24 protein-coding genes, 1 pseudogene and 1 riboswitch are annotated in these 24,654 nt (G+C 34.5%); of the genes and pseudogenes, 16 read left to right on the forward strand and 9 right to left on the reverse strand.

From position 1 onward, the window contains the following. Positions 1 to 356: 356 nt before the first annotated feature. The 3 genes from mtnK to CQ058_RS18225 are packed head-to-tail and all read left to right on the forward strand — an operon-like array spanning position 357 to position 3,338. The gene (gene mtnK / locus CQ058_RS18215; RefSeq protein ID WP_002124934.1) at positions 357 to 1,586 is read left to right on the forward strand and encodes an S-methyl-5-thioribose kinase; all 1,230 of its coding nucleotides are present in this window, start codon (positions 357 to 359) and stop codon (positions 1,584 to 1,586) included. 12 nt (positions 1,587 to 1,598) lie between these two features. Beyond that, positions 1,599 to 2,642 carry an S-methyl-5-thioribose-1-phosphate isomerase gene (mtnA, locus tag CQ058_RS18220; protein ID WP_002191790.1) on the forward strand — a complete coding sequence of 348 codons (1,044 nt, stop codon included), beginning with the start codon at positions 1,599 to 1,601 and terminating at the stop codon, positions 2,640 to 2,642. Between the two features lie 54 nt (positions 2,643 to 2,696). Beyond that, positions 2,697 to 3,338, forward strand: a complete 642-nt coding sequence (locus tag CQ058_RS18225) for an L-fuculose-phosphate aldolase (protein ID WP_002029515.1) — start codon at positions 2,697 to 2,699, stop codon at positions 3,336 to 3,338. A gap of 46 nt (positions 3,339 to 3,384) precedes the next feature. Here the strand turns inward: CQ058_RS18225 and CQ058_RS18230 are convergent, their stop codons facing one another. From CQ058_RS18230 to CQ058_RS18240, 3 genes are read right to left on the reverse strand one after another with little or no spacing between them, the layout of a single operon-like run. Beyond that, positions 3,385 to 4,392, reverse strand: a complete 1,008-nt coding sequence (locus CQ058_RS18230; RefSeq protein WP_105589920.1) for a FecCD family ABC transporter permease — start codon at positions 4,390 to 4,392, stop codon at positions 3,385 to 3,387. Next, a complete protein-coding gene (locus CQ058_RS18235; protein WP_002191792.1) occupies positions 4,389 to 5,429 on the reverse strand; it encodes a FecCD family ABC transporter permease in 1,041 nt (346 codons plus the stop codon). Before CQ058_RS18235 ends, CQ058_RS18230 begins: the two co-directional genes overlap by 4 nt. A 48-nt stretch (positions 5,430 to 5,477) precedes the next feature. Continuing rightward, complete coding sequence (locus CQ058_RS18240; protein WP_000732562.1) at positions 5,478 to 6,395, reverse strand: iron-hydroxamate ABC transporter substrate-binding protein; 918 nt, start codon at positions 6,393 to 6,395, stop codon at positions 5,478 to 5,480. 338 nt (positions 6,396 to 6,733) lie between these two features. On the opposite strand from CQ058_RS18240, the gene CQ058_RS18245 reads away from it, so the two are divergent. Continuing rightward, the gene (locus CQ058_RS18245; RefSeq protein ID WP_002191793.1) at positions 6,734 to 7,783 is read left to right on the forward strand and encodes an NAD(P)/FAD-dependent oxidoreductase; all 1,050 of its coding nucleotides are present in this window, start codon (positions 6,734 to 6,736) and stop codon (positions 7,781 to 7,783) included. Between the two features lie 231 nt (positions 7,784 to 8,014). On the opposite strand, the gene CQ058_RS18255 is transcribed toward CQ058_RS18245, so the two are convergent. Then, positions 8,015 to 8,383, reverse strand: coding sequence for a hypothetical protein (locus tag CQ058_RS18255; RefSeq protein WP_002010187.1), 369 nt, complete (start codon positions 8,381 to 8,383; stop codon positions 8,015 to 8,017). Between the two features lie 182 nt (positions 8,384 to 8,565). On the opposite strand from CQ058_RS18255, the gene CQ058_RS18260 reads away from it, so the two are divergent. From CQ058_RS18260 to CQ058_RS18290, 7 genes are all read left to right on the forward strand, one after another. Next, a complete protein-coding gene (locus CQ058_RS18260) occupies positions 8,566 to 8,805 on the forward strand; it encodes a helix-turn-helix domain-containing protein (RefSeq protein ID WP_002029523.1) in 240 nt (79 codons plus the stop codon). A 248-nt stretch (positions 8,806 to 9,053) separates the two neighbouring features. Then, on the forward strand, positions 9,054 to 9,578 hold the full coding sequence (locus CQ058_RS18265) for a hypothetical protein (protein ID WP_002029525.1): 525 nt from the start codon (positions 9,054 to 9,056) through the stop codon (positions 9,576 to 9,578). Between the two features lie 20 nt (positions 9,579 to 9,598). Then, the gene (locus CQ058_RS18270) at positions 9,599 to 10,042 is read left to right on the forward strand and encodes a hypothetical protein (RefSeq protein ID WP_002029527.1); all 444 of its coding nucleotides are present in this window, start codon (positions 9,599 to 9,601) and stop codon (positions 10,040 to 10,042) included. Between the two features lie 178 nt (positions 10,043 to 10,220). After that, positions 10,221 to 10,889 (forward strand): LSm family protein, encoded by a 669-nt coding sequence (locus tag CQ058_RS18275; protein WP_002191795.1) that lies wholly within the window; start codon positions 10,221 to 10,223, stop codon positions 10,887 to 10,889. A gap of 231 nt (positions 10,890 to 11,120) precedes the next feature. Next, positions 11,121 to 12,386: an S-adenosylmethionine decarboxylase related protein gene (locus CQ058_RS18280; protein WP_033728360.1), complete on the forward strand. Its 1,266-nt coding sequence runs from the start codon at positions 11,121 to 11,123 to the stop codon at positions 12,384 to 12,386. A 143-nt stretch (positions 12,387 to 12,529) separates the two neighbouring features. Beyond that, a complete protein-coding gene (locus CQ058_RS18285) occupies positions 12,530 to 13,756 on the forward strand; it encodes an ATP-binding protein (protein ID WP_002193398.1) in 1,227 nt (408 codons plus the stop codon). 229 nt (positions 13,757 to 13,985) lie between these two features. Then, positions 13,986 to 14,369, forward strand: a complete 384-nt coding sequence (locus CQ058_RS18290) for a hypothetical protein (RefSeq protein ID WP_033708170.1) — start codon at positions 13,986 to 13,988, stop codon at positions 14,367 to 14,369. A gap of 25 nt (positions 14,370 to 14,394) precedes the next feature. Here the strand turns inward: CQ058_RS18290 and CQ058_RS18295 are convergent, their stop codons facing one another. Continuing rightward, a complete protein-coding gene (locus tag CQ058_RS18295; RefSeq protein ID WP_002091277.1) occupies positions 14,395 to 15,027 on the reverse strand; it encodes a cyclase family protein in 633 nt (210 codons plus the stop codon). Between the two features lie 85 nt (positions 15,028 to 15,112). Further along, positions 15,113 to 15,225: riboswitch (SAM riboswitch) on the reverse strand. A gap of 149 nt (positions 15,226 to 15,374) precedes the next feature. Here CQ058_RS18295 and CQ058_RS18300 point away from each other — a divergent pair. Next, complete coding sequence (locus CQ058_RS18300) at positions 15,375 to 16,484, forward strand: PRK06851 family protein (RefSeq protein WP_002191798.1); 1,110 nt, start codon at positions 15,375 to 15,377, stop codon at positions 16,482 to 16,484. 113 nt (positions 16,485 to 16,597) lie between these two features. Continuing rightward, positions 16,598 to 17,380 (forward strand): nucleotidyltransferase domain-containing protein, encoded by a 783-nt coding sequence (locus CQ058_RS18305; RefSeq protein ID WP_002191799.1) that lies wholly within the window; start codon positions 16,598 to 16,600, stop codon positions 17,378 to 17,380. Between the two features lie 98 nt (positions 17,381 to 17,478). Here CQ058_RS18305 and CQ058_RS18310 read toward each other — a convergent pair whose 3' ends face one another. Further along, positions 17,479 to 19,005 (reverse strand): FAD-dependent oxidoreductase, encoded by a 1,527-nt coding sequence (locus CQ058_RS18310; RefSeq protein ID WP_002016701.1) that lies wholly within the window; start codon positions 19,003 to 19,005, stop codon positions 17,479 to 17,481. A gap of 578 nt (positions 19,006 to 19,583) precedes the next feature. Here CQ058_RS18310 and desB point away from each other — a divergent pair. Further along, on the forward strand, positions 19,584 to 20,669 hold the full coding sequence (desB, locus tag CQ058_RS18315) for a Delta(10) desaturase DesB (protein ID WP_002091268.1): 1,086 nt from the start codon (positions 19,584 to 19,586) through the stop codon (positions 20,667 to 20,669). A 50-nt stretch (positions 20,670 to 20,719) separates the two neighbouring features. Here desB and CQ058_RS18320 read toward each other — a convergent pair whose 3' ends face one another. The 3 genes from CQ058_RS18320 to CQ058_RS18330 form a co-directional block, all read right to left on the reverse strand. After that, positions 20,720 to 21,412, reverse strand: a complete 693-nt coding sequence (locus CQ058_RS18320) for an amino acid ABC transporter permease (RefSeq protein ID WP_002029538.1) — start codon at positions 21,410 to 21,412, stop codon at positions 20,720 to 20,722. A gap of 93 nt (positions 21,413 to 21,505) precedes the next feature. After that, positions 21,506 to 22,300 (reverse strand): ABC transporter substrate-binding protein, encoded by a 795-nt coding sequence (locus tag CQ058_RS18325; RefSeq protein ID WP_002016697.1) that lies wholly within the window; start codon positions 22,298 to 22,300, stop codon positions 21,506 to 21,508. A gap of 121 nt (positions 22,301 to 22,421) precedes the next feature. Further along, the gene (locus CQ058_RS18330) at positions 22,422 to 23,144 is read right to left on the reverse strand and encodes an amino acid ABC transporter ATP-binding protein (protein ID WP_105589921.1); all 723 of its coding nucleotides are present in this window, start codon (positions 23,142 to 23,144) and stop codon (positions 22,422 to 22,424) included. Positions 23,145 to 23,519: 375 nt separating this feature from the next. Here CQ058_RS18330 and CQ058_RS33075 point away from each other — a divergent pair. Together CQ058_RS33075 and CQ058_RS18335 are read left to right on the forward strand one after the other, a co-directional pair. Further along, a pseudogene (locus tag CQ058_RS33075) lies at positions 23,520 to 23,705 on the forward strand (HAMP domain-containing protein); the annotation flags it as partial. Between the two features lie 15 nt (positions 23,706 to 23,720). Next, on the forward strand, positions 23,721 to 24,647 hold the full coding sequence (locus CQ058_RS18335) for a methyl-accepting chemotaxis protein (protein WP_407060706.1): 927 nt from the start codon (positions 23,721 to 23,723) through the stop codon (positions 24,645 to 24,647). Positions 24,648 to 24,654 lie beyond the last annotated feature (7 nt).

A 24,654-nucleotide genomic window follows, 5' to 3' on the forward strand; every position in this document is an offset into this window, starting at 1 on the left:
AAAGAGTAGTGTGTATGTTAGAGACATGGTGTAAGTATAAATTCTTAGGAAGGAAATATTTCTTAGAAGTTGTGGATTTGAAAAGGAACTGCTTACTTCTATTTTACAAAGAATTGTGCAATAAATAAAACAAAATGTATCGGAATCTTTGTGAACAATTATTGTCATCATAAATATATATAATAAGAAGTATATTGCAATGAGAAATAGAAACATTGACGCCCATTTCTAACAAGATATAATAAAAGCGAGATATGTATTGCAATAGAGAAGATATAGTATAGATTGAAAAAATTTCAGTCTATTATTTTTTACGGCTTTTAGAAAACGTTTACATTTAGTGTGGAGGGGAAACCATGTCTAAGTTCACGAAGTATTTTTTAATGGAAGCTAAAGATGTGATTGCATATGTGCAAGAGAAATTACCTAAGTTCGAGCATGCAAAGGGGCTAAAGTGTAAAGAAATAGGTGATGGTAATTTAAATTATGTGTTCCGCGTTTGGGATGAACAAAAGAACATTTCTGTCATTGTAAAGCAAGCTGGGGATACAGCGCGTATTTCAGATGAGTTTAAGTTGTCGACGAATCGAATCCGTATAGAATCAGATGTTTTGCGATTAGAAGGAGAGTTAGCATCTGGACTCGTGCCAAATGTATATTTGTTTGATAGTGTGATGAATTGTTGCGTGATGGAAGATTTATCAGATCACACAATATTGCGTACAGCACTCATAAATCATCAAATGTTTCCGAGGCTTGCTGATGATTTAACTACTTTTATGGTAAATACCCTTCTATTAACATCAGATGTTGTAATGAATCATAAAGAGAAGAAGGAACTCGTGAAGAATTATATAAATCCTGAGTTATGTGAGATTACAGAGGACCTCGTATATTCAGAGCCATTCACAAACCATAATAAACGCAACGAATTGTTTCAATTAAATGAAGGATGGATTAGGGAGCATATTTATAGTGATAAAGAGCTTCGTATGGAAGTAGCAAAACTTAAGTTTTCGTTTATGACGAATGCACAAGCGCTACTTCACGGTGATTTACATACTGGTTCTGTTTTTGTAAAAAGTGATTCTACAAAGGTTATTGATCCTGAATTTGCTTTTTATGGACCTATGGGATATGACGTTGGGAATATAATGGCGAATTTAATGTTTGCATGGGTGAATGCAGATGCAGTGATGCAATCTGGTATTGAGAAAGATACATATATGAACTGGATAGAATCTACCATGATAGATGTAATTGATTTATTTAAGAAGAAGTTTTTAGATGCTTGGGATATTCATGTGACAGAGATTATGGCGAAGGAAGAAGGCTTTAACCGAGTTTATTTACAATCTGTATTAGAGGATACAGCTGCAGTGACGGGTCTTGAGTTAATTCGTCGTATTGTTGGTCTAGCGAAGGTAAAGGATATGACTTGTATTGAGAATGAAGAGGCGCGTGCTAGAGCGGAGCGAATTTGTCTTCAGACAGCGAAGAAGTTTATTTTACAAGCGAATCAATATAAAACAGGTAGCAGCTTTGTAGAAACGTTAAAAAAACAGTCAATGCATAGTGCGAAATAAGGGGAGAAGATGATGGCAGAGCAATTAATACCAATTCAGTGGAAAGATGATGCTTTAGTGTTATTGGATCAAACGGTATTACCGAACGAAGTAGTCTATGAATCTTTTAAAACGGCTGAGGGTGTGTGGGATGCGATTCAAGTAATGAAAGTACGAGGAGCGCCGGCAATAGGTGTTTCAGCAGCCTACGGTGTGTATTTAGGAGTAAAGGAAGTTGCGGAAAGTTCGGCGGAAGAATTCATAGCGGAAGTAAAAAAGGTATGTGCATACTTAGCGACATCAAGACCGACGGCAGTAAATTTATTTTGGGCGCTTGAAAGAATGGAAAGTGTCGCGAAAGAGAATGCTCACTTATCAATTGCGCAGTTGAAAGATAGATTATTAGAAGAAGCAAAAGAGATTCATAGAGAAGATGAAGAAATTAACCGTCAAATTGGAGAACATGCATTAACATTATTCCATGATGGCATGGGGGTATTAACGCATTGTAATGCAGGTGCGTTAGCAACGACTAAGTATGGAACTGCGACAGCTCCAATGTACTTAGCGAAAGAAAAAGGATGGGACTTAAAAATCTATTCCGATGAAACACGCCCTAGATTACAAGGTTCAACGTTAACGGCATTAGAACTGCAGCGAGCGGGAATTGATGTAACGGTCATTACAGATAATATGGCGGCAATGGTCATGTCACAAGGGAAAATCGATGCAGTAATCGTTGGATGTGATCGTGTAGCAGCAAACGGGGATGTAGCAAATAAAATTGGAACATTAGGTGTTTCGATTTTGGCTAAATATTATAACATTCCATTTTATGTAGCAGCACCAACGCCGACAATTGATTTGAAAACACTGACAGGAAAAGAAATTCCAATTGAAGAAAGGGATGCTTCTGAAGTGATCAATCGTTTCGGACAATACTCTGCTCCGCAAGAAAGTAAAGTATACAATCCGGCATTTGATGTCACGCCATATGAAAATATAACAGCGATTATTACGGAAAAAGGGATTGTAAAAGCACCGTTTATGGAGAATTTAAAAAAGCTATTTCAATAAATAGATAGTTTTTAGAAAAATAGTCATCATAAGTTTCTTACTAGGGGGATGTATATGTTACTGCAAAAAGAAAGAGAAGAAGTTGTAGCGTACGGAAAGAAAATGATTTCTAGTGGTTTAACAAAGGGGACTGGCGGTAATATTAGTATTTTCAATCGTGAACAAGGTCTTGTTGCAATTAGCCCAAGTGGTCTAGATTATTATGAAACGACGCCTGAAGATGTAGTTATATTGAATTTAGATGGTGAAGTGATAGAAGGAGAGAGAAAACCATCAAGCGAATTAGATATGCACCTTATCTATTATAGAAATCGTGAAGATATAAATGCGCTTGTGCATACACATTCTCCTTACGCGAAGACAATCGCATCATTAGGGTGGGAACTTCCTGCAGTATCGTATTTAATTGCTTTTGCAGGCCCGAATGTACGCTGTGCACCGTATGAAACATTTGGTACGGAGCAATTAGCAGAGGCTGCTTTCGAGGGCATGATTGATCGCCGTGCAGTTTTACTTGCGAACCATGGTTTAATGGCCGGAGCGAATAATATAAAAATGGCGTTTACTATTGCAGAAGAAATAGAGTTTTGTGCTCAAATTTATTATCAAACGAAAAGTGTCGGAGAACCGAAATTACTGCCAGAAGACGAGATGGAGAATTTGGCGAAGAAGTTTGAAGGGTATGGGCAGCAGTAGAATGAAATGAAAACACCCTCAAGAAAAAAATCTTGAGGGTGTTTCTCTATACCTTCTTCAATAACAAATACATAAAGTAAGGTGCACCAATTAAAGCAACGAAAATACCAGCTGGAATACCGCTAGGTTCGACGATATTTCGTCCAATTGTATCCGCTAGTAGTAATAACCATCCGCCGATTAAAACGGCGATAGGGATGAATATTTGATGCCTTGGACCTACTAAAGATTTGGCGATGTGAGGAGCCATAAGTCCGATAAAGCTAATGCCTCCTGTTACGGAAACAGCAGCGGCAGCAAGTGCAACGGCTGCGATTAATAAGTATCTTCGTTCTTTTTCAATTTCAATTCCAACACCGATTGCTACTGGCTCGTTTAATGCTAGTATATTTAATCTATTTGCCTTATAGAAAACAAATGGGATTAATACGATTAGCCAAGGAAGCATTGCTAAAACAAATGTCCAGTCATCTCCCCAAATGTTTCCGGCAATCCATTTAGCGATAAAGTCTACTTTCATACGATCTGCAGATGAAATAAGTACAATCATCGCGCCAGATAGTGCAAAGGAAAAACCGATGCCGGTTAATGTTAATCTTATTGGCTGAAGGCCTGTGGATTTGCTATATGAAAATACGTAAATTAGAACAGCTGTTAGAAACGCACCGATAAATCCAACGACTGGTAGTAGGTAAAGGAATGAACCTACGTCTATCGGGAAGTATAGAAAGAAAAAAGCAACTGCAACACCAGCACCAGCGTTAATGCCGAGAATACCAGGTTCAGCTAAATCGTTTCGGGTAATACCTTGTAATACAGCACCTGATAAAGCGAGTGCCATACCAGCTAATAATGTAATGACGATTCTAGGTAGCCTTAAAGAATATAAAACGAATTCTTCTTTAAATGAACCTTGTCCCATAAGTGTTGGGATTAATCTGTCATAGGAGAGAGCGGCAGAACCGAGCCCCATTCCAATTACAATTGTTGTGATGGTAAGTATGAGTAATGCAAGTATGATAAGGCGTTGTTTCTTTAGAATAGATTGCATCATGAGAAAGATCTTCCTCCTTTACGTACAATAAATAGGAAGAATGGTAATCCTACAATTGCGACGATTGCAGCAACTGGTGTTTCATACGGAGCGTTAATTGTGCGTCCGATTGTATCTGCGAGCAGCATAAAGGAAGCACCAGCGATCGCTGACATCGGTATAACAAAACGGTAATCTGGTCCAACGATTGGACGAACCATATGGGGTACCATAAGGCCGATAAATGCCATGTTTCCGACAAGCGCTACAGAAGCACCTGCAAGCAAGATAATAATGATAAATAAAATTGTTTTAATGACGATAATTTTTTGACCGAGTCCAACAGCAACTTCTTCACTGAAACTAAGAACTGTTAATTTCTTTGCAAGTAAGATAGCGATAAATATACTTATTGAAATAACCGGAATAATAATTTTTAATTGGCTCCAACTCGTTCCAATTACGCCCCCAGCCGTCCACATTGATACATCTTGTGAAATTTTAAAGTAAATGCCAACACCTTCTGAGATTGCAAGTAGAAATGCTGAAACAGCAGCACCAGCTAATACAATTCGAAGAGGGGAAAGTCCGCCCTTTTTCACCATGCCAATTCCAAATACCATAATAGCGCCAATTGCAGCACCGATAAAGCAAGCTAGTGTTAAGTAAAGATAGCTTATAGAAGGATTGAAGGCAAGTGTTAGTGCAAGTGCAGCATTTGCGCCACCAGTTAGGCCAAGTAATCCAGGATCGGCAAGTGGGTTTCGCGTTAATCCTTGCATAATTGCACCAGAAACAGCGAGTCCAGCTCCTACAAAAATAGCAGCAACTTCACGTGGTAAACGTATTTCACGAAGGATGGATAGCTTATCTCCTTTAGCAGAGGAAGTAAGTGCTAACCATACGTCTTTTATAGAAGTATCTGCAGCGCCTAACACCATTGCAAACATAAAAATAAGAAAGAATGCAATGATACTCAAAATTAATTTGTATGTAAAAGCGTTGGAACGTAGGTTGTCTTGCTCTTTTTTCATTCGTTTCACATCTTTTCTTTTCATAGAATAAAGGAAGAGGAATTCTTAAATTAAGAATTCCTCATGTTTGTATTATTGACCAAGAAAGCTCTTCTTGAAGAAGTCTAGTTGGAAATCTAATGTAAGTGGATCATTGAAATAGAATTCCATCATGTTTGCTTCATATACACGATTATTTTTTACTGCTGGAATATTTTTATATGATTCTGTCTCTTGGAATGAGTTATCAGTATCTTTGTTTTTACTTACGATTAAGTAATCACCAGCAAACTCAGGTAATACCTCAGTAGATAATGCGTAGTATCCTTCTTTTAAAGCTTTTTCTTTTACTTTTTCAGGCATTTTTAATTTCATTTCTTGGTAAAGAATTTCTGTTCCGCGGCCCCAGTTTTCGCCGTATACGTAAAGCTGTTTGTTGAAGTTTTCAACAACAGAAACTGTTGCATCTTCACCAATCTTCGCTTTAATGTCTTTTCCAGCTGTTTGTGCGCGTTTCTTGAAATCATCAACCCAAGTTTTTGCTTCTTTTTCTTTATTTAATAATTTACCGATTTCTAAGTGTTGTGTTAAGTAATCAACTTTTCCGTAAGTGTATGTTACAGTAGGAGCGATTTTCTTTAACTTATCAACATTTTTAATATTTGATAAACCAATGATTAAATCTGGATTTAATTCTGCAATCTTTTCAACATTTTCATCTGATACTTCAGCGACATTTTTCAGTTTGCTATCGAAACGTGGGTTTTGTTTAGACCATGAATCTACCCCAACAAGATTTACACCTAATGACATTACGTTACCAGCGAATGATGATAGGACAACAACACGTTGTGGATTTGCTGGAACTTCTACTTTACCATTTTCAGATTGGTATGTAATTGTTTCTGATTTCTTACCTTTTGCGTCGTTCTTCTTGTCTGTTGAACCGTTGCTACAAGCACTCATAACAAGGACGAACAGAACTGTTAGTGAAATAAATAATTTTTTCATCGTCTTTCTCCTTTAAATAGATGATATGTGTATACAATAATTTGTTTAACTGCAATCTTTTTGAAAGAGTAGTGGTAATACAGAATACAAAATATTTATTAAAAATCTTGAATATGAGATTTCATAATATAGTATTGACCATATTAATGAAAGAAGATGTAATCCCAAATTTGCTAATTATTAACAAACTGATAATGATTATCACTATTGATTCTTTAAATAATATAATTTTATATAGGTGTATTGTCAATAGTAATTTTGATTGTAAATTTTGCGGAAACAGGTTATATTTTATTGAGAATGATAATCAATTGCTAATAGCTGAGGAGTGGGCACGAATGAATCGAGAAGAATTGTTTGATGTAACTGTGATAGGCGGAGGACCTGCAGGGCTTTATTCAGCTTTTTATAGTGGACTCAGAGAGATGAAAACGAAAATAATAGAATTTCAACCACAGTTAGGTGGAAAAATACATGTTTATCCGGAAAAAATGATTTGGGATATTGGCGGATTGTTACCGGTTACTGGTGAGAAATTAATTGAGCAACTTGTACAACAAGGATTAACATTTCAGCCTGAAGTTGTATTGAATACAAAAATAGAATCAATTATTCGTAATGAAGAGGGTATTTTTACGTTGAAAACAAGCTCTGGGGAAGAACATTTTTCAAAAACAGTGATCGTCGCAACTGGGAGTGGTATATTGAATCCACAAAAGTTATCAATTGAAGGTGCTGAGAGATTCGAAGTCTCAAATTTAAATTATACAGTTAAATCGTTAAAACGTTTCAAAGATAAAACGGTAATTATTTCAGGCGGAGGGAACTCTGCAATTGATTGGGCAAATGAATTAGAACCGATTGCGAAAAAAGTTTATTTAACATATAGAAAAGAAGAATTATCTGGTCATGAAGCACAAGTAAAACAACTTATGAACAGTTCGGCAGAATGTTTCTTTAATACATCGATTACAAAATTAATTGCTGGTGATAACCATGAAGCGATTGAATATGTAGAATTAACAAATCATGAAACAGGAGAGATTTCTCATTTATCTATCGATGAAGTTATTATTAATCATGGATATGAACGTGATATTACATTATTGGAAAATAGTGAGTTAGATGTTGCTATTGTTGATAATTATTATATTGCAGGGAATGCAAATAGTGAGTCGTCTGTAGATGGATTATATGCTGCTGGAGATATTTTAAAGCATGACGGGAAATTACATTTAATTGCAGGGGCATTCCAAGATGCTGGAAACGCTGTGAATAAAGCGAAACAATTTATTCAACCTGATGCAAGTGAGTACGGAATGGTTTCTTCCCATAATGAAGTATTTAAGAAGAGAAATCGAGAATTGATTAAGCAGATGATGAAATAATAAAGGAACAAGTATACCCCCATTTACATCTCTATTTCTATGGACGAGAGATACAAATGGGGTTTTTCCTGTTTACTATATTTTCAATCATTTTCATGACACCGTTTTCATTAGTTCATGTCATATGAATGTATTTCTATAAAAAGGGAACACAAAGACTTGAACATTTTATTTGTAAATATTTCCAGGAAACAATGAATCTATAGTTGGTTTGTGCGGACCATTATTAAATTATGCTGTCCCTTTTTCCTGTTCATTAGGAAATGGGATATTTTGTATAGAAACAATATATTGTTTTCCATGTTGTCGAGCTAATGATTCTAATATTTGACGAACGCGTTTTGTAAGATTGCCTTGTTTTTTTATAGCTTCACAATATGCATCATAGAAAACGTATTTAGCCCAAAGGAAATCATCTTGTTGGAATAAGAAATGATTTTTGTACCATTCACCAATCGTATGATAACAATTATTTTCATGTACTGCTGCACTTTGTGAAAGAATACGATCGGATAAAGACTTAGATAGATGAGAAATTGTGTTTTCTGTTTCAACTCGTAATGTTTTTTCTAACATTGTAATGATGTGACGAGTAGCCATATGTTAACTCTCCTTTGTGTAAATGGGTAATACCATTCTATATTTAAAAAAATACTTACTATACTATTATACAATATATGGAATGCATCTACCTGCTTTTTAATTTGTATTTACAAAATCTTTTTTATTTGTTTACAAAAATAAAGTAAGATACATTATGTATATGAAAAAATAATAAAGGAATGAACACATTGTATATAACGATAGAAGAGGCTGCGGAGTATTTGAAATTACCAAAATCGTATGTTGAAGACTTAATTCAGCAAAAGAAAATTCGTGCACTGTTTGATGGAGAGCAATATTTAATAAATAAGGAACAGTTTAATACACATTTAGAACAAATGGAGAAATATAAGCAGTTAGTGGAAGAAATATTAAATGAACCAATTCCAGAAGATATGGATGTTAAAGACGAAGATTAAATTTATAAAAAGCCCCCGTATTAAGATATGCAGAAATGTATCTTAATACGGGGGCTTTTTATATTAAGGGATGAAAAAGTCATCCGAAATCCTAGAGTTACTTTAAGGGAAAGAAGATTTTATGGGGATTAGTATTATTGGTTAAAAGCATATTTTTTCATAGCGGGGACAAACATAGCGAACATAACCTGTACAGATACATATACTATCAGTGCAAAAGCTTATAAATTAATGGAAGGGGTTTTCTCGTGAGTTTATTTCATTGGGATTTTTTGAAAGAATTAATTGGATCTTATGTAAGAGTAAACAGAGGTGGACCGGAATCTCAAAAAGGAATAATAGTGTCAGTATGTACGGACTACGTCGTATTACAGAATGAAAAAGGAGAGTACCATTACTACCAGCTTCGCCATCTGAAAAGCATTACAAAAAATACGAAAGATGGTGGGATAGGTGATTCTGTATGGTCGGAAGAAGACAGTGCAGAAGACTTTGAAACGCTACTTCAAGGCTTCAAATACCGCTGGGTGAAAATTAATCGTGGTGGTCCAGAGAAAGTTGAAGGTATTTTACAAGACGTTTCTTGCGATTATGTAACGTTAATTATAAAAGAAGAAGTGGTATTAATTGCACTATCTCATATTAAGAGTGTTAATTATAATGCACCAGTAAGTGGAGAGAATAGTGATGAGAGTAGCGATGAGAAAAGTAATGAAAACAGTAATAATTCAAGTCGCGCTCGTGCACAAAGACAATCAAGTAGAGGAAGATAATAAGAAAGGAGGGTACAAAATTGGAGAGTGTATTATGCTGTGATCAAATTAAAGGTTTAGTCGGTGAAAATGTAAAAGTAAATCTTCGCGGACCAGAAAGTAGAGTAGGTGTACTCGTATCATTAGGAAAAGATTACCTTACACTACAATTGCCTCTTGGAGAATTAGTATATTACCAGTTGAAACATGTGAAGAGTCTAGTTAGGAAAGTGAAAGAAGCACCGGGAGAATATGGTTCATATTTCTATGCTGATGAAGATACTTTTTTAGATGTATTAAATGACTTGAAGTATAAATGGATAAAGATTAATCGTGGTGGACCAGAGTGTGTGGAAGGTTTATTAAGTGATATACATGATGGAAGTATTACACTAGTAAACGGTGATGAGGTCATTTATATAATTAATTCTCATATTAAGAGTGTGAGTCAAATAGTTAAAAACAAAAAGAATGAAGAAGAATAATGTTTAATAAATAAAAGGGGCATTATGATTGAAAGTGAAGAACGATTTCATATTTTGCTGCAATAATTTCGCGGTATATGAAAAAGAATTCTTACTATTAAAAGACGGAACATTGCCCCTGATTATTTTTTTGAAATGGAAGACAGAAAAGCGCAATTTCATAGAAAGGAGGATATAGATGAATGAGTTAAACAAGAATATTGGAGAAAACATATACGTTAAATTGATCGGTGAAAAAAAATTTAAAGGTGTATTAATTGATGTAGGAAATGATATTGTAGTTCTTTACAATGGACAAGACTATGTATATATATCTTTATATCATATTCAATATTATAGATTTTTAAGAGAGTATGATGAAGAAATATTAAAGCCTGGTGTGGACTCTGTAATTAAGAGGGAATCACCTTCAATTTCTTTGAGAAAAGTATTAATCACATCTAAAGGGATTTTTACAGAAATTTATGTGGCAGGAAATGTTCCGATACACGGTTATGTTACAAGTGTAATGAACGATTATATTGTTTTTTATAGTCCAGTTTATAAAACGGTATATATATCTTTAAAGCATTTGAAATGGCTAATTCCTTATAAAGAGAACCAAGTCCCTTATTCCCTCAATAAAAATGAACTCCCCGTAAATCCATTAAATATTACTTTAGCGAGAACGTTCGAAGAGCAGCTTATTAAAATGTCTGGGAAAATTATGGTGTTTGATTTAGGTGAAGAATCTAATAAAATCGGAAAGATGGCGAAAATTGATGAAGGGCATATTGAAATATTAAAAGCACGTGATGCAAAAATGTATGTAAATATTCAACATGTAAAATCTGTCCATTGTCCGTAGACTAGTTGAAAGGGCTGGCTTTTTCTTTTATATATAGGGAAGAAAAGGTCGAGCCTATTTGTTTCATTCGATTTGGATATGAGGGGGAAATGAATTGAATATCATATAGGTATGTTAGTGTGATCTTTGAAGGGGCAATCTTGTACTAAAGGTGTACGAGCTACCTTTTTGTGTATTCAACTCACTTTTGAGGAAGTGCTGCTCAACTACTTTATTAAAGGGGTTTTGTTTGTGGAGCAGTTTCCAGATTCGTTTTCGATTACATTACTTGGCAGTGCGGGTGGAGCAGCAAAAGCAGTGTTAGCAATTTTGAATCAAGCGGTAGTAAATGAAAAAGATCCAATTTATGAAGTGATAAAGAATGTGAACTTCCATTTAGTGGATATAAAACAAAAAGATAAAAGTTATTATGATGAGTTGTTTCCAAATTTGAAAGAGCAATTTTTTTTATATGAAATAAACCTTCAAGATGTAGTCAAATTTAAACATCATTTAAAGGAAAAAAGAACGAAGGTTGTTATTGATGTTTCAGGTGCAGATACAATTAGGGTACTGAGTTGTTGTAATGACCTTGGCATTTGTTATATTAATTCGGCTTTGGAAAATGAGGCAGTAGATCAAGACGATAGTTTACTTGGTTTTCAGCTTACGGAAAGGTATACGAGGTTTGAGAAGGAGAAAGAAACATTTACAAATACAAGAGCGATTATAGGCTCAGGTATGAATCCTGGTGTTGTTCAATGGATGGTTGTTGAGCTTATGAAAGAACGTCCAAATGAAAAGCCGCGAGCATGCTATATTGTAGAACATGATAATTCATTTTTGAATGATAAAGAGCTTATAAAACCTCATACACTTTATGCATCATGGGCAGTTGAGCGTTTTCTTGATGAAGCGATATGGAGTTATCCTATGTATATGAGTCATCATCGTCCACTTTACTTTTATGAGGATGTATATGCTTCAGAGTATAAAGTAAAGTTAGGTGAAAAAGAATTTTATGGTTGCTTAATGCCACATGAAGAAGTTTTAATTTTAGGGAAATCTTTTAATATGGAAGTGGGTTTTCTTTATCGGATCAATGAGTATACAACAAACTTAATTAGACAGAACTTAGATAAAGTGGAAGATTTACGGAATTGGAATCGTAAAGTATTTAATCCAGCAGAAGATGATATTATAGGAGAAGATTTAGTCGGTGTGTTACTCGTTTATGAACATAATGAGACATACATGTATAATGTAATGAATAGTAGCCAAGTTTTTCAAAAATATAAAACAAATGCGACGTACTTCCAAGTAGGGTGTGGAATTTATGCTGGCTTATGTAGTTTACTGTTAGATACTTTTGGACAAGGCGCTTATTATGTAGAAGAATTATTATTAAATACTGAAAGTAAGTATGGGGAATATTTAAATTTATATATGAAGGATTTTGTAGTAGGACATAATAATTTTACAGATGGATTGCTAAATGATAGGGTAAGATGGATATAAATTGTAACTGAAAAGGAAGGAGCTGTATCTCCTTCCTTTTAGTATTAGAAGGTTACATGTTGCCCTGAAAGCAATTTCATAATTATAATTTAAAGAGATAACACTTGAAATGTTTTTTTGTATTGATCAAGAGGAGTTTTTATATGAACAAATACAAGAGCTTGATTTATGAAGAAAGAGAAGCTTTAAAAGTATTTATATTATTATTCTATATTATATTATTTTTATATGACGTTATCTATTATTTTGTTTATCCCGCTATGAATATTAATGAAGCAAGGGTAGGGTGGCCAGAAGGTGGTATGGGAATAGGTGTATATATATTAGTAATATCTTTATTTCCTATTTCAATATATCTTCAAAAACAAGGTTATGTATATTTTGTGAAATACTTATTTTTAATTGGGTACATGCTTATTGATCTTATTAATAACTTAATGATTTATTTACACAGTGATCGTGTTTTTGAAAATGGAAATATGGTTGAAATATTTTTAATTCTATTTGCACCGATTTTCGTGAACAGAAAATATTTTTATTTCGTTTCCTGTAGTGTAATTGGAAAATATGTATTTTTTACTTTAATATTACAAGATGTAAAAGTTGTGATTCCGCTTGTATTATGTATATTCTTTTTCATCATTTCGCATTCTTTATTAAAGAGATTTCAATCTTATGTAAGGACAGTTGTTGAGATGATGAACAGTATGAAAGAGACAGAAAATTTAGCGGTTATTGGGACTATGTCTACAACAATCGCTCATGAAATTCGAAATCCATTAACAGCTTTAAAAGGATTTACACAAATTCAAAAAGAAAGAAATCCTGAAGATACGATGAGCTATGAGATTATGCTGCAAGAAATTGAGAGAATTAATGGGTTTGTTAGTGAATTGATGTTATTAGGAAAACCGAAACCAACAAATTATGAATGGTGTAATATAGGGGAAATCCTTTTATATGTTGTACAGTTAATGGAAAGCTATGCGACTCAATATAAAGTTAAATTTAATTTGCAAGTAGATGGAAATTTACCCGTTATAAATGGTGATGATAAGCAATTAAAACAAGTGTTGTTAAACATCATCAAAAATGGAATTGAATCGATGCCAGGAGGCGGGAATATTCGGATTCTGGCATATGAAAAGGCTGGAGAGAACTTGTGTATTTCTGTTGAAGATCAAGGTCTTGGGATAGAAAATGAGAAAATAGAAAAGATCGGAAAAGCTTTTTATACAACAAAAGAGAATGGTACAGGTCTTGGATTAATGATTACATATAAAATTATTGAAGAACATCAAGGGAGTATCGCGATTGAAAGTAGTATGGGGATAGGAACGAAAGTGGAAATTTATTTACCAACAGTGTAGTGCATTAGACGAAATTACTTTTCAGAAAAGTGTTCTTGTTGTGTAAATATAAACATTTTATAAAATGTTTCAAGAAGGGTTTTTTTTATAAAAAACTTCGTTTATAATGGAGGAAAATATCGACATAGAGCTTTTAGCTCATGTAACGGTTCAGTAGTGTTATGAAAAGAAAAGAAGGGGTGCACGCGCATCCTTTTTTCTATGCGGATATGATGAAAGGGGTGGTATGATGGAATTAACATTAAATTCGACTGTATGTTTACACACGATTCAATTTCGAAAAGAGCAAAAGAACTATATTGTAAAAGATACGATTACAGGAGAGACATATGAAATGCCGCCACTTTGGATTGATGCACTAGCAATGATGCGTGACGGTTTTTTATTGGGAGAAATTGAGGAGAAATTAAAAGAAGAATATCCAGCAGAAGAAGTAAATATGGTAGCATTTACGAGGCAACTGTTAGAGCTAGAACTTGTCGAAATGGTAGATGGAGAAGAGATAGCTTGTACAAAGAAGAAAGATAAAGATTATTTAGCTTGGATACGACCAAGGGTGGAGCAATTCTTTTTTAACTTAAATAAAAAATATAAAAGCAAAGGTCAAAAGTGATCTTTGCTTTTTTTGTAGACCATGTTTAAAAAATAACAGCGAATGCCCTTGCGAAAGCACCGTCACTATTTTTAATTTTTAAAGGTGCTGCTGAGAAAAAGAATCGTTTCGCTTTAATGGCATCTAAGTTTGTTAAGTTTTCAATTAAGTAAATATTATTTCCTAACAGTATGTGATGAATCGGTGATGTTTCTGTCGTTACCTCATCAGGAGAAATAAAATCTAAACCGACAGATTTTACTTTTAATTGAACTAGTTCTTCAGCTAATTCTTCGGAAAGATAAAACGCTTCTTTCTCATAAGCTTCGGTATTCCATTTATTAGATAGATTGGAATGGAAAATGACAATATCGCCTTCTTTTATGTCGACAGTATGTAATACTTCCTTAGGTAATTTTCGCTCTTGAACATGAGTCACATCGATAAGAACAGCTTCGCCTACAAATTGATTTAGGGGTAATTGATCAATAGTGGTTGCGCCTGAAATGAAATGAGCAGGCGCATCACAATGCGTACCAACATGAACGACAGAATGAAAATTCGTAACTTGATAACCTGTTTCTTCAACGCTTGTAATGGCTTCTAGTTGGATTTTTGGTGTTCCAGGAAATTGAGACATATTATTTTCAAACGTTTGTGATAGATCAATTACTTTCATTTTACATACCTCCAATATATTTTTTTCAAATAATAAAAAGCCCATCCTTCATAATCAAGAAAGATGAGCTTTACATACTAGTTGAGTTTTATCTTCCAAAATGCAATGCATTTTGCAGGAATTAGCACCTATTCAGTTTGCATAAACTGAGGTTGCTGGGCTTCAAAGGACCGGTCCCTCTGCCTCTCTTGATAAAGGTTTATTCGATTTTAAATTCGGAATATTCGTGATATTTAAATTGTAATTCATTTCCTTTTTTCGCGCAATACAAATTAGGTGTTCACCCAAATAAAGTTGCTCGCATATTGTAGCTTATGTAAGTAGACTGTTGCGAAGGAGTGAGTGCAGTGACAGGGAATGTATTAAATTATTATGCCGGTGGAAATACAGCTAGAGGATTTCACAGCTTATACGAAGAGAATTTGAAGGGGCTAGACAGGTTGTTTATTTTAAAGGGAGGCCCAGGAACGGGAAAATCTTCTTTAATTAAGGCAATAGGTCGTGAATGGGTTGAAAAAGGATATGATATTGAACTTTTGCATTGTTCTTCTGATAATAAGTCAGTTGATGGGGTGATTATTCCGAAATTAAAAGTAGGAATTGTTGATGGAACATCACCGCATGTTATTGAGCCGAAAATGCCAGGAGTTATTGAAGAGTATATAAATTTAGGAGTTGCTTGGGACTCAGATAAATTAAGAAAGCAGAAGTTAGAAATTGAACGATTTGTATTAGAAGCGGGCAAGGCTTTCAAATCTGCTTACGGATGTTTTAAAGAGGCGTTAGTTATACATGATGAGTGGGAGAAAATATATATTAATAACATTGATTTTAATAAAGCAAATGAACTAACAGAACAGCTAATTCAGAAATTATTTGCAGATAAAAAGGGAAAACAATCGATTGTGAAACATCGTTTTTTAGGAGCTGCTACACCGAAAGGAGCAGTTGATTTTGTTCCTAATTTAACAGAAGGATTACCACATCGTTATTTTATAAAAGGACGCCCGGGTTCTGGAAAATCAACAATGCTTAAAAAGTTATCGAAGGCAGCAGAAGAAAAAGGTTTTGACGTTGAAGTATATCATTGCGGATTTGACCCGAATAGTCTTGATATGGTTATCGTAAGAGAATTAGGATTTGCAATTTTTGATAGTACCGCACCACATGAATATTTTCCAAGTCGCGAAGGTGATGAGATTATAGATATGTATACTCTTATTGTTAAACCGGGGACGGATGAGAAGTATGCTACAGAAATTCGTGACGTTTCCATTCAATATAAAGCAAAAATGAATGAGGCAATGTCTTTCTTAGCAAAAGCAAAATCAGTTCGTGATAAATTAGAACGAATTTATATTGCTGCTATGGATTTTTCAAAAGTGGATGCATATAAAGAGGAGATTCAAAATGAGTTTGAACGCATTGCGGCTACTGTAATGGAAAAGAAAAAATAGGTGCTTTATTGAGCTGTCAGAAATTTTCTGACAGCTGTTTTGGTATATAGTAAAATTAGTCGTATATTTGTCGAATTACCAGGGAAATAATCAAAAAATGGAGATGGTATGAAATGAGAGAGAAAATTGAATTAGAACTAGAACGAATTGAAAAAGAGAATGATGTGAAAATTTTATTTGCAGTGGAATCAGGGAGTCGTGCTTGGGGATTCCCATCGAAAGATAGCGATTATGATGTTAGGTTTGTTTATATACATCCAGTAGAATGGTATTTATCAATTCATGATAAGCGTGATGTAATCGAATATCCAATTAGTGATGATTTAGACATAAGTGGTTGGGATATTAAAAAGGCATTGCAACTGTTTGCAAAGTCAAATCCAGCGTTACTCGAATGGATTCGATCGCCGATTTTTTATTCGAAAAACTCGAACCTTCCAGAACAGCTTCAGCAAATGAGTGAAAAGGATTTTAATCCGAAATCAACGATATATCATTACTTACATATGGCTTCAAAAAACTATCGTGAATTTTTACAAGGTGAAAATGTAAAGTTGAAAAAGTACTTTTACGTATTACGTCCTATTTTAGCTTGTAAATGGTTAGAAGAGAAAGGGACATTGCCCCCAGTAGAATTTGACCGGTTAATTATGGAACTATCAGTCGAGCCTAGTGTATTAGATGAAATTGAAAAGTTGTTAATAAAGAAAAAAGCAGGTACGGAATTAGATGTTGGATTGAAAATTGAGGTGTTAAATCAATTTTTAGAAGAACAAATTGATTATTATGAGCAATACGTGAAAGGGATTGAAAAGGGATTAGGGATTGATATTGAGAGTTTGAATACATTATTTCGAAATATGTTGTTTGAAGTATATGAAAAAGAGCACAAGTGAGTTTGTGCTCTTTTTGTGTTTTAGGAATAAAGAAAACGGTGCTAGTTACGATTATTCTTACAAAAGGGAGTAAATGAAAACTCACGCTGAATCTGTAATTATTCGTTATCAACTCGCTTTAATGGTTGATCTGCTGGACCTTCCATAACATCCCCATCAATTGAAAAACGGGAACCGTGACAAGGGCAATCCCAAGTACAATCACCGCTATTCCATTCAACTTCACAACCGAGGTGTGTGCAAGTTGTATCGACGATATGTAATTTTCCTTCTTTATCTTTATAAGCACCTGCTCGTTTACCGTTGACATGTACAACAGAACCTTCGCCAACTTCAAGATTTTCTGGCTTACGTAATGCGGTTTCAATTTTTCCTTCAATTAAGTGTTTAGCAACATCAATGTTCTGAGAGAGGAAAGTTTTTATATCCGGATTTGCATGAAAGCGTGATGGTGCAAACAGTTCTTTATATGGGCTGTGGACTTTTAGAATGGAGTCCTTCAGTAAATGAGCTGCTGCAGTTCCAGTCGTCATTCCCCATTTACGATATCCAGTTGCCACAAATATATTTGGATTCCTTTCGTTAATATGTCCGATATAAGGGAGTTTATCTAGCGTGATTAAATCTTGCGCTGACCATCTATAAGGAATTTCATCTACTCCAAAAGTAGATTCAGCAAAGGAATATAGTGCATCATAATGAAGCATCGTATTAATTCCTTGGCCTGTTTTATGGCTCTCTCCGCCAATCAATATCAACTTTTCTCCATTGCTTGTCGTATAACGTATGGAGCGTTTTGGATCATCGATACTTAAATACATGCCCCCTGGATAATCCGTTTTTGCTTTTATTGCGAGGGCATAGGAGCGTTCTGCGTACATTCGCGTAAAGAAAAAGCTATTAGCATCATAAAAAGGAAAATGTGAACAAGAGACAATATATTTACAAGTGATGCGATGGTCACCCTTTGTAATAACTTGTGGATAATCTCCTTTTTCCACATCAATAGCTGTTGTTTGCTCATAAACTTTTCCACCCATTTCCACAAACTTTTCTAAAAGTGTTTTTAAATAAAGGAGGGGATGGAATTGCGCTTGATTTTTCATCACAAGTGCAGATTGTACGGGAATAGGAATCGACAGGGATTGAACATAGTCACAAGGAATATTTAATTTTTGATAGGCTTCATATTCTTTCGTTAAATTTCGCAAGCCATTATTGGTAGTTGTATATAAATACGAATCTTCATTTGTGAAATTACAGTCGATTTTATATGTTTGTACAGTCTCGTTTATGAATTGTAGAGCTTTACTATTTGATTCGTAGTAAAGCCTGGCTTTTTCAACACCAAAATTGTTTATTAATTCATCATAAATAAGATCATGTTGAGCTGTTACTTTTGCGGTTGTATGCCCAGTTGTTCCATTTAAAACAGAACCAGAATCAATTAAAACGACTTTCATTCCTTCTTTAGCGAGTAAATAGGCGGTGGTAATGCCTGTAATACCAGCTCCGATAACAGCAACTTCTGTCTTTATATTTTCGGATAAATGAGGAAAAGTAGGAAATTGAGTAGATTCAATCCAATAGGATGATGGTAACTGCGGAAATGTGTCATCTGTCATTTTGAAAACCTCCAAATTAGAACAATTTTCCTTTTAATATTTCCATATTATATGGAATTCATGTATGTTGTTTTCGTAGCGTTCTATTCTTACTAAACGAAAGAAAAAATATTTTAATATAATTATTTTATTGGGGCAGTATGAAGAAGTAGGATTTATATAAAGCTAAATTCAAGTGATTCCATTTGTTGATTACATAGAGAGTTCTTGAATAAGATAGAGTCTATGTTGTTTAAGTGGATATGTATATATACCTGATAAAGCCTTATGAAATCTATGCTTTTTCTTTAGTGAAATAAAGTATAATTATAAAAATATAACCAACTTTTATTACTAGGTCATAAAAGTTGTTGACAATATAGAAATTCTATTGTTATGATTCATCATGTGGAAAGGTTGATAGAGAGTAAAAAGAGAAATGTTTTTCATTGATAATAAAAGCGAAAATTAAGTGACGATAGAGTGAGTATATTTTCCTTATGATAAATGCTTTTTGGATCACGTAGTAAAATCAATCTGGAAGCAAGAATTGATATATGCAAGTTGCGCGGGGCGCGGCATAAGAAAGGGGCAAAAGGATGAAGGAGCTTCATACGTTTGGGTGGTATGCAGCACGTGTAGCACCACATTTGCCGAAAAAAGCATTTAAACCAGTTCCTAATCGATTATTTGGTGGACTGGCTTATTTACTTGTGGCATTGGCTGGTTTAATAACGATCGGTGTATTTGAATTGAATGTGTGGGCAAATCTAGGAATTGCAATTGTTCTTGGATTATGTTTTGCTTCACTTGGATTTTTAGGACATGAAATTTTACATGGAACAGTTGTAAGAAAGGCATGGCTTCGTGATTTTTTAGGTGCGATAGCATTTATGCCATTATCAACTGGCCCAAAACTTTGGAGAAAGTGGCATAATGCAACGCATCATGTTCACACACAGCATGAAGAGAATGATCCAGATGCATGGCCGACATTTGAGAAACTGAAAAAGAGTAAGTTTTTGAGTTGGGTATATCGCATGCCTCTTCATGTACGTTCATTCTTTAGTTTCCTGTCACTAACAATTCAATTTACGTTACATTCGACTCGAATGTTCTTTCATTTTATAAAAGAATTTAAGTCATCCAATCAAAAATCTGTATGGCTTCAACTTCTTTTACCCTGGACAGTTTGGATTAGTTTATTGTTTATTATGGGACCTACAAAGTGGTTCTTTGCATACGTGATTCCGTTGTTAATTGCTAACTTTATTGTAATGGCGTATATCGCAACAAATCACCGCTTAAATCCTATTGTTCCAGTAAATGATCCTTTAGCAAACTGTTTATCAGTAACAGTACCGCGCTGGGTAGACGTTTTACATTTCAATTTCTCATACCATACAGAACATCATCTGTTTCCTGCTATGAGTTCTAAATACTATCCATTAGTAAAAGATAAAATTAAAGAAATGTGGCCGGAACGCTATCACGAAATGCCGATGACAAAAGCTTTGGCAGCACTTTGGAATACACCACGTGTGTATTATCACGGAAGTGAATTAGTTGATCCGCATAGGGAGCATTTCTATGGTTCTTTAGGAAATGGATTGGATCCTCATAATATTTCATATCGTGAGGAACATATAGAGGAAAAAGAGACTATAAAAAAAGTAAATCAATAATAGACATATTTTACGATGAAAAAGCAAGCTCTCTTAGAGCTTGCTTTTTGTTATAAAGAGACTTCTTTCTTGTTCTTCGTCTTGACCTGGACAGAGTTATTTTCTTTTCGTTGAAGTCGTTTTTCTAAAAGATTAACAAAATAAGTAAATAGAAGAACAAGTACGAGGTAATATAAACCAACAATTATGTATGTATCTAATTGTTGGAAGTTACTTGCAGCAATTGATAAACCTGATCCCCATAATTCGGACAATCCTACGTAAGCAACAAGAGAAGAATCTTTTAATCCAATAATAAATTGGTTCCCTAGAGGGGGAAGAGACAGACGAAATGCTTGTGGTAATATAATTCGGCGCATAGCTAAAGGGTAAGGCATACCTAAAGAGCGAGCAGCTTCCAATTGTCCACGGTCAACGGACTGAATGGATCCGCGGAAAATTTCAGTAATATATGCACCGTTATGGATTGCTAAAGCAATTGCTCCTGCCCAAAAAGGAGTGAAGACAATAATCGATGTAATACCGAAATAGAGAATGGCAATTTGAACAATTAAAGGTGTACCACGAATAATGGCGATATATACATGAGCAATACTATTTAAAATCTTATTGTTAGAGATTCGAAAAAAAGCGAATAGTAATCCAATTAGTGAACCGAGTAATAGGGATGTTAGTGTTAATTGTAATGTGACAATAGTAGCCTTTAAGAGTGTGGGATAAGTAGACATAAAAATTTCAAACATATGTGTCACCTCATATTGTATGGATTTTAGTAGGGAATGAAATACCCCACATAAAAAGTGGGGCATAATGTATGAAACATTTGACTAGCTAATTTACTTCGTTTTTTCCTCTTCACCGAGAATATTACGCCCAAACCATTTTTTACTGATCTTTTCATACGTACCATCTTTAATGATTTCATCTAAAGCTTTATTTACTTTCTCAACCATTTCTTTATCATCTTTACGAATAGCAATTCCCATTTCATCAAGATTTAATGGTTTTCCAGCTTCTTTTATATTTGATTTACCTTCTTTGATCATACGTAAACCGACCATTTGATCAGTGATTACTGCATCAATACGTCCAGGCTCTAAGTCCATAAGTGCAGTAATATCGCTATCATATTCTGTGATTTGATCTGTATGTTTTGCAACAAGGTCTTTAAAGGTACTAGCTTTTACAACACCAATTTTCTTACCTTTCAAATCTTCTGGAGAAGAGATAGATGTATTCTTTTTAGCCACAAAAATTTGGGCACCAGAACGATAATAAGGATTGGAGAAACTAACAGCTTTTAAGCGTTCTTCTGTAATTGCCATACTGCCCAATATAGCATCATATTTTTTCGATTGTAGACCTTGAATTAGCGTTTCCCATGGATTTGTAATAGGAGTGGGTTTCATATTCATTTTTTTCGCAAGTGCCTCACCAATTTCCACATCAAAACCGGCAAGCTTTCCGTCATTTTCTTTATAGTTAAAAGGTTTATATAAGCCACTCATCGCATAACGAAATTCTTTTTCACCATTTGAAGAAGTAGTAGCACTTTCCTTACTACAGGCTCCTAGTATGAAGGATGTACATAATGTAATACTCGCAACAATGGTTAATAGTTTTCTTTTCATAAAACCCCTCCTATATATTGATCATACGGATGGTTTTAAGTATGTTACTGAGATATTTTATTTGGACAATTAGTTGTGCACCGTATGGATGTATTTCTTTTCATTTGAAACAGAAGTTACATTATAAAACGTTGCGTAAAAATTGTTTTGCTCGTTCATGTGATGGAGCTGAAAAGAATTGTGCTGGCGGAGCGTCCTCTACAATCTTTCCGTCATCCATAAATATGACGCGATCAGCTACATCTCTTGCGAAATTCATTTCATGAGTAACAATAATCATGGTCATTCCTTCTTCAGCAAGTTCTTTCATAACTTGCAATACTTCTTCAACAAGTTCAGGGTCTAAGGCTGAGGTAGGTTCATCAAATAGCATAATTTTAGGATTCATAGCAAGAGCTCGTGCAATGGCAATGCGCTGTTTTTGACCACCTGACAGGAGGTGAGGAGTTACATCTGCTTTATCTTGTAGGCCGACTTTTTGCAAAAGCTGATTTCCGATATCCTTTGCATTTATTGTTTCTAATTTTTTTACATGGATAGGTGCTTCTATGATGTTTTCTAGTGAGGTCATATGAGGAAAGAGGTTAAAGTGCTGAAAAACCATACCGACATTTTCACGGACTTTGTTTAAATTTGAATGCTTTGGATCAATTCGTTCACCTTGTAAGTGAATTTCACCTTCATCGTACATTTCTAAAAAGTTAAGACAGCGAAGTAATGTACTTTTACCGGAACCACTGGCACCAATTAAAACAACAACTTCTTTTTCTTTTACTTCTAAATCAATTCCTTTTAAAACATCAAGTGAGCCAAATGATTTTACTAGATTTCGAACTTGAATCATACAAAACCCCCAGTCAAAAATATATTTTACAAATGTTTCCCCTTATTTCTGTTATTAGTCATAAATTGTCAGAATCCTTTATTTTTTTGACGGAATTTGATATTCAAGGGAATTATGATTTTTAAAATCTCTATATCTTTCTATAACGAAAATATGGATAATAATATATAGGTAGCACTTATATTGCTTATAAGAAGGGGGAAAGAAGAGATGGAAAAAGAAAGGAAGACATTTTCCTTTGGCTTATGTACACAACTTATGCTATTCACTACAGTTTTAGCTTTAATTACATATTCAACAAGTTTATTTTTTATTTACGTTATATATGATTATTTTCAAAGTTATGTAAGTCAAACTGTTTATAATATTATCGTTATGTTATTAGGTGTAGTATGGTCTGGAATTTTAGCGTATGGGGCAGCAATATTTTTAATTAAACCACTTCGAAAGTTGGAAGAAGCAGCAAGGAAAGCGGCTGATGGTGATATTCGTGAAGATGTCCCGTTGCCAAAAGTAGATGATGAGATTAAATCTTTAAGTGTTGCATTTAATATGATGCTCGAGAACTTAAGAGGTATGGTAAAAAATATCGATACTACATTTTCGTATACAAATAATCAAGTTCAGCAAATTAGAAGACAAACAGGGGAAGCGACAAAGCAAGCACGCGGTGTGTCTGAAACTCTTGCAGAGATTTCTTCTGGCGCCGAGCAATCAGCAGCTTCCATTCAGGCGATTGTTTCAACTGTCGATACAACAACCTCTATTGCGAGTGAAGTAGAAGAAAAAGCAAAAAAGTCCGACGAATTGTCTTTAGAAATGGTTCAAGCTTTAGGACAAAGTACACGTGTCTTTACTTCTTTAATTCAAGGCATTCAAACATTGGCAAAAGAGAATGAAGATTCGATGCAAAATGTACAGAAGTTAGAAGAACGAATGAAACAAGTAGAACATATTGTTTCTGTTGTGAGTGAGATTGCTAGTCAAACGAATTTATTAGCATTAAATGCTTCTATTGAGGCAGCTCGTGCTGGAGAGCATGGAAGGGGCTTTGCAGTTGTAGCTGAAGAAGTACGTAAACTTGCTGATGAAAGCGATCATTCTGCAAGAAATATATCGCAGTTATTACGAAATATGCAAGAGGAAGTGCAACAAGTCGCATTGAAAATGACGGAGCAAGTGAAAACAGCTAAAGAAGAGGCAAAACGAGGAGAAGCTACTGAATTAATTTTAAAAGAAATGTCATCAAGCATTATGGAAGTTGCCGATGCAACTAAGCAAATTAGTAGCTATATGAACGAGCAAGTGAGTCACATTCATCAAACAGGAGCACAGACGAAGGCTGTAGCAGCAATTGCTGAGGAAACATCAGCTGGTTCACAAGAAGTGGCACGTGTGACGTTGCAACAATCTAAAAATATGGTAGTAATCGATCAATTATTAAAGGATTTAGAGAAGCAAGCAGCGGACTTGAAACAAACCATTGAACGATTTTCAATGTAAAAAGGAA

The organism is Bacillus sp. MYb56 (assembly GCF_002976445.1).
In the GTDB taxonomy this organism is placed as follows: Bacteria; Bacillota; Bacilli; order Bacillales; family Bacillaceae_G; genus Bacillus_A; species Bacillus_A mycoides.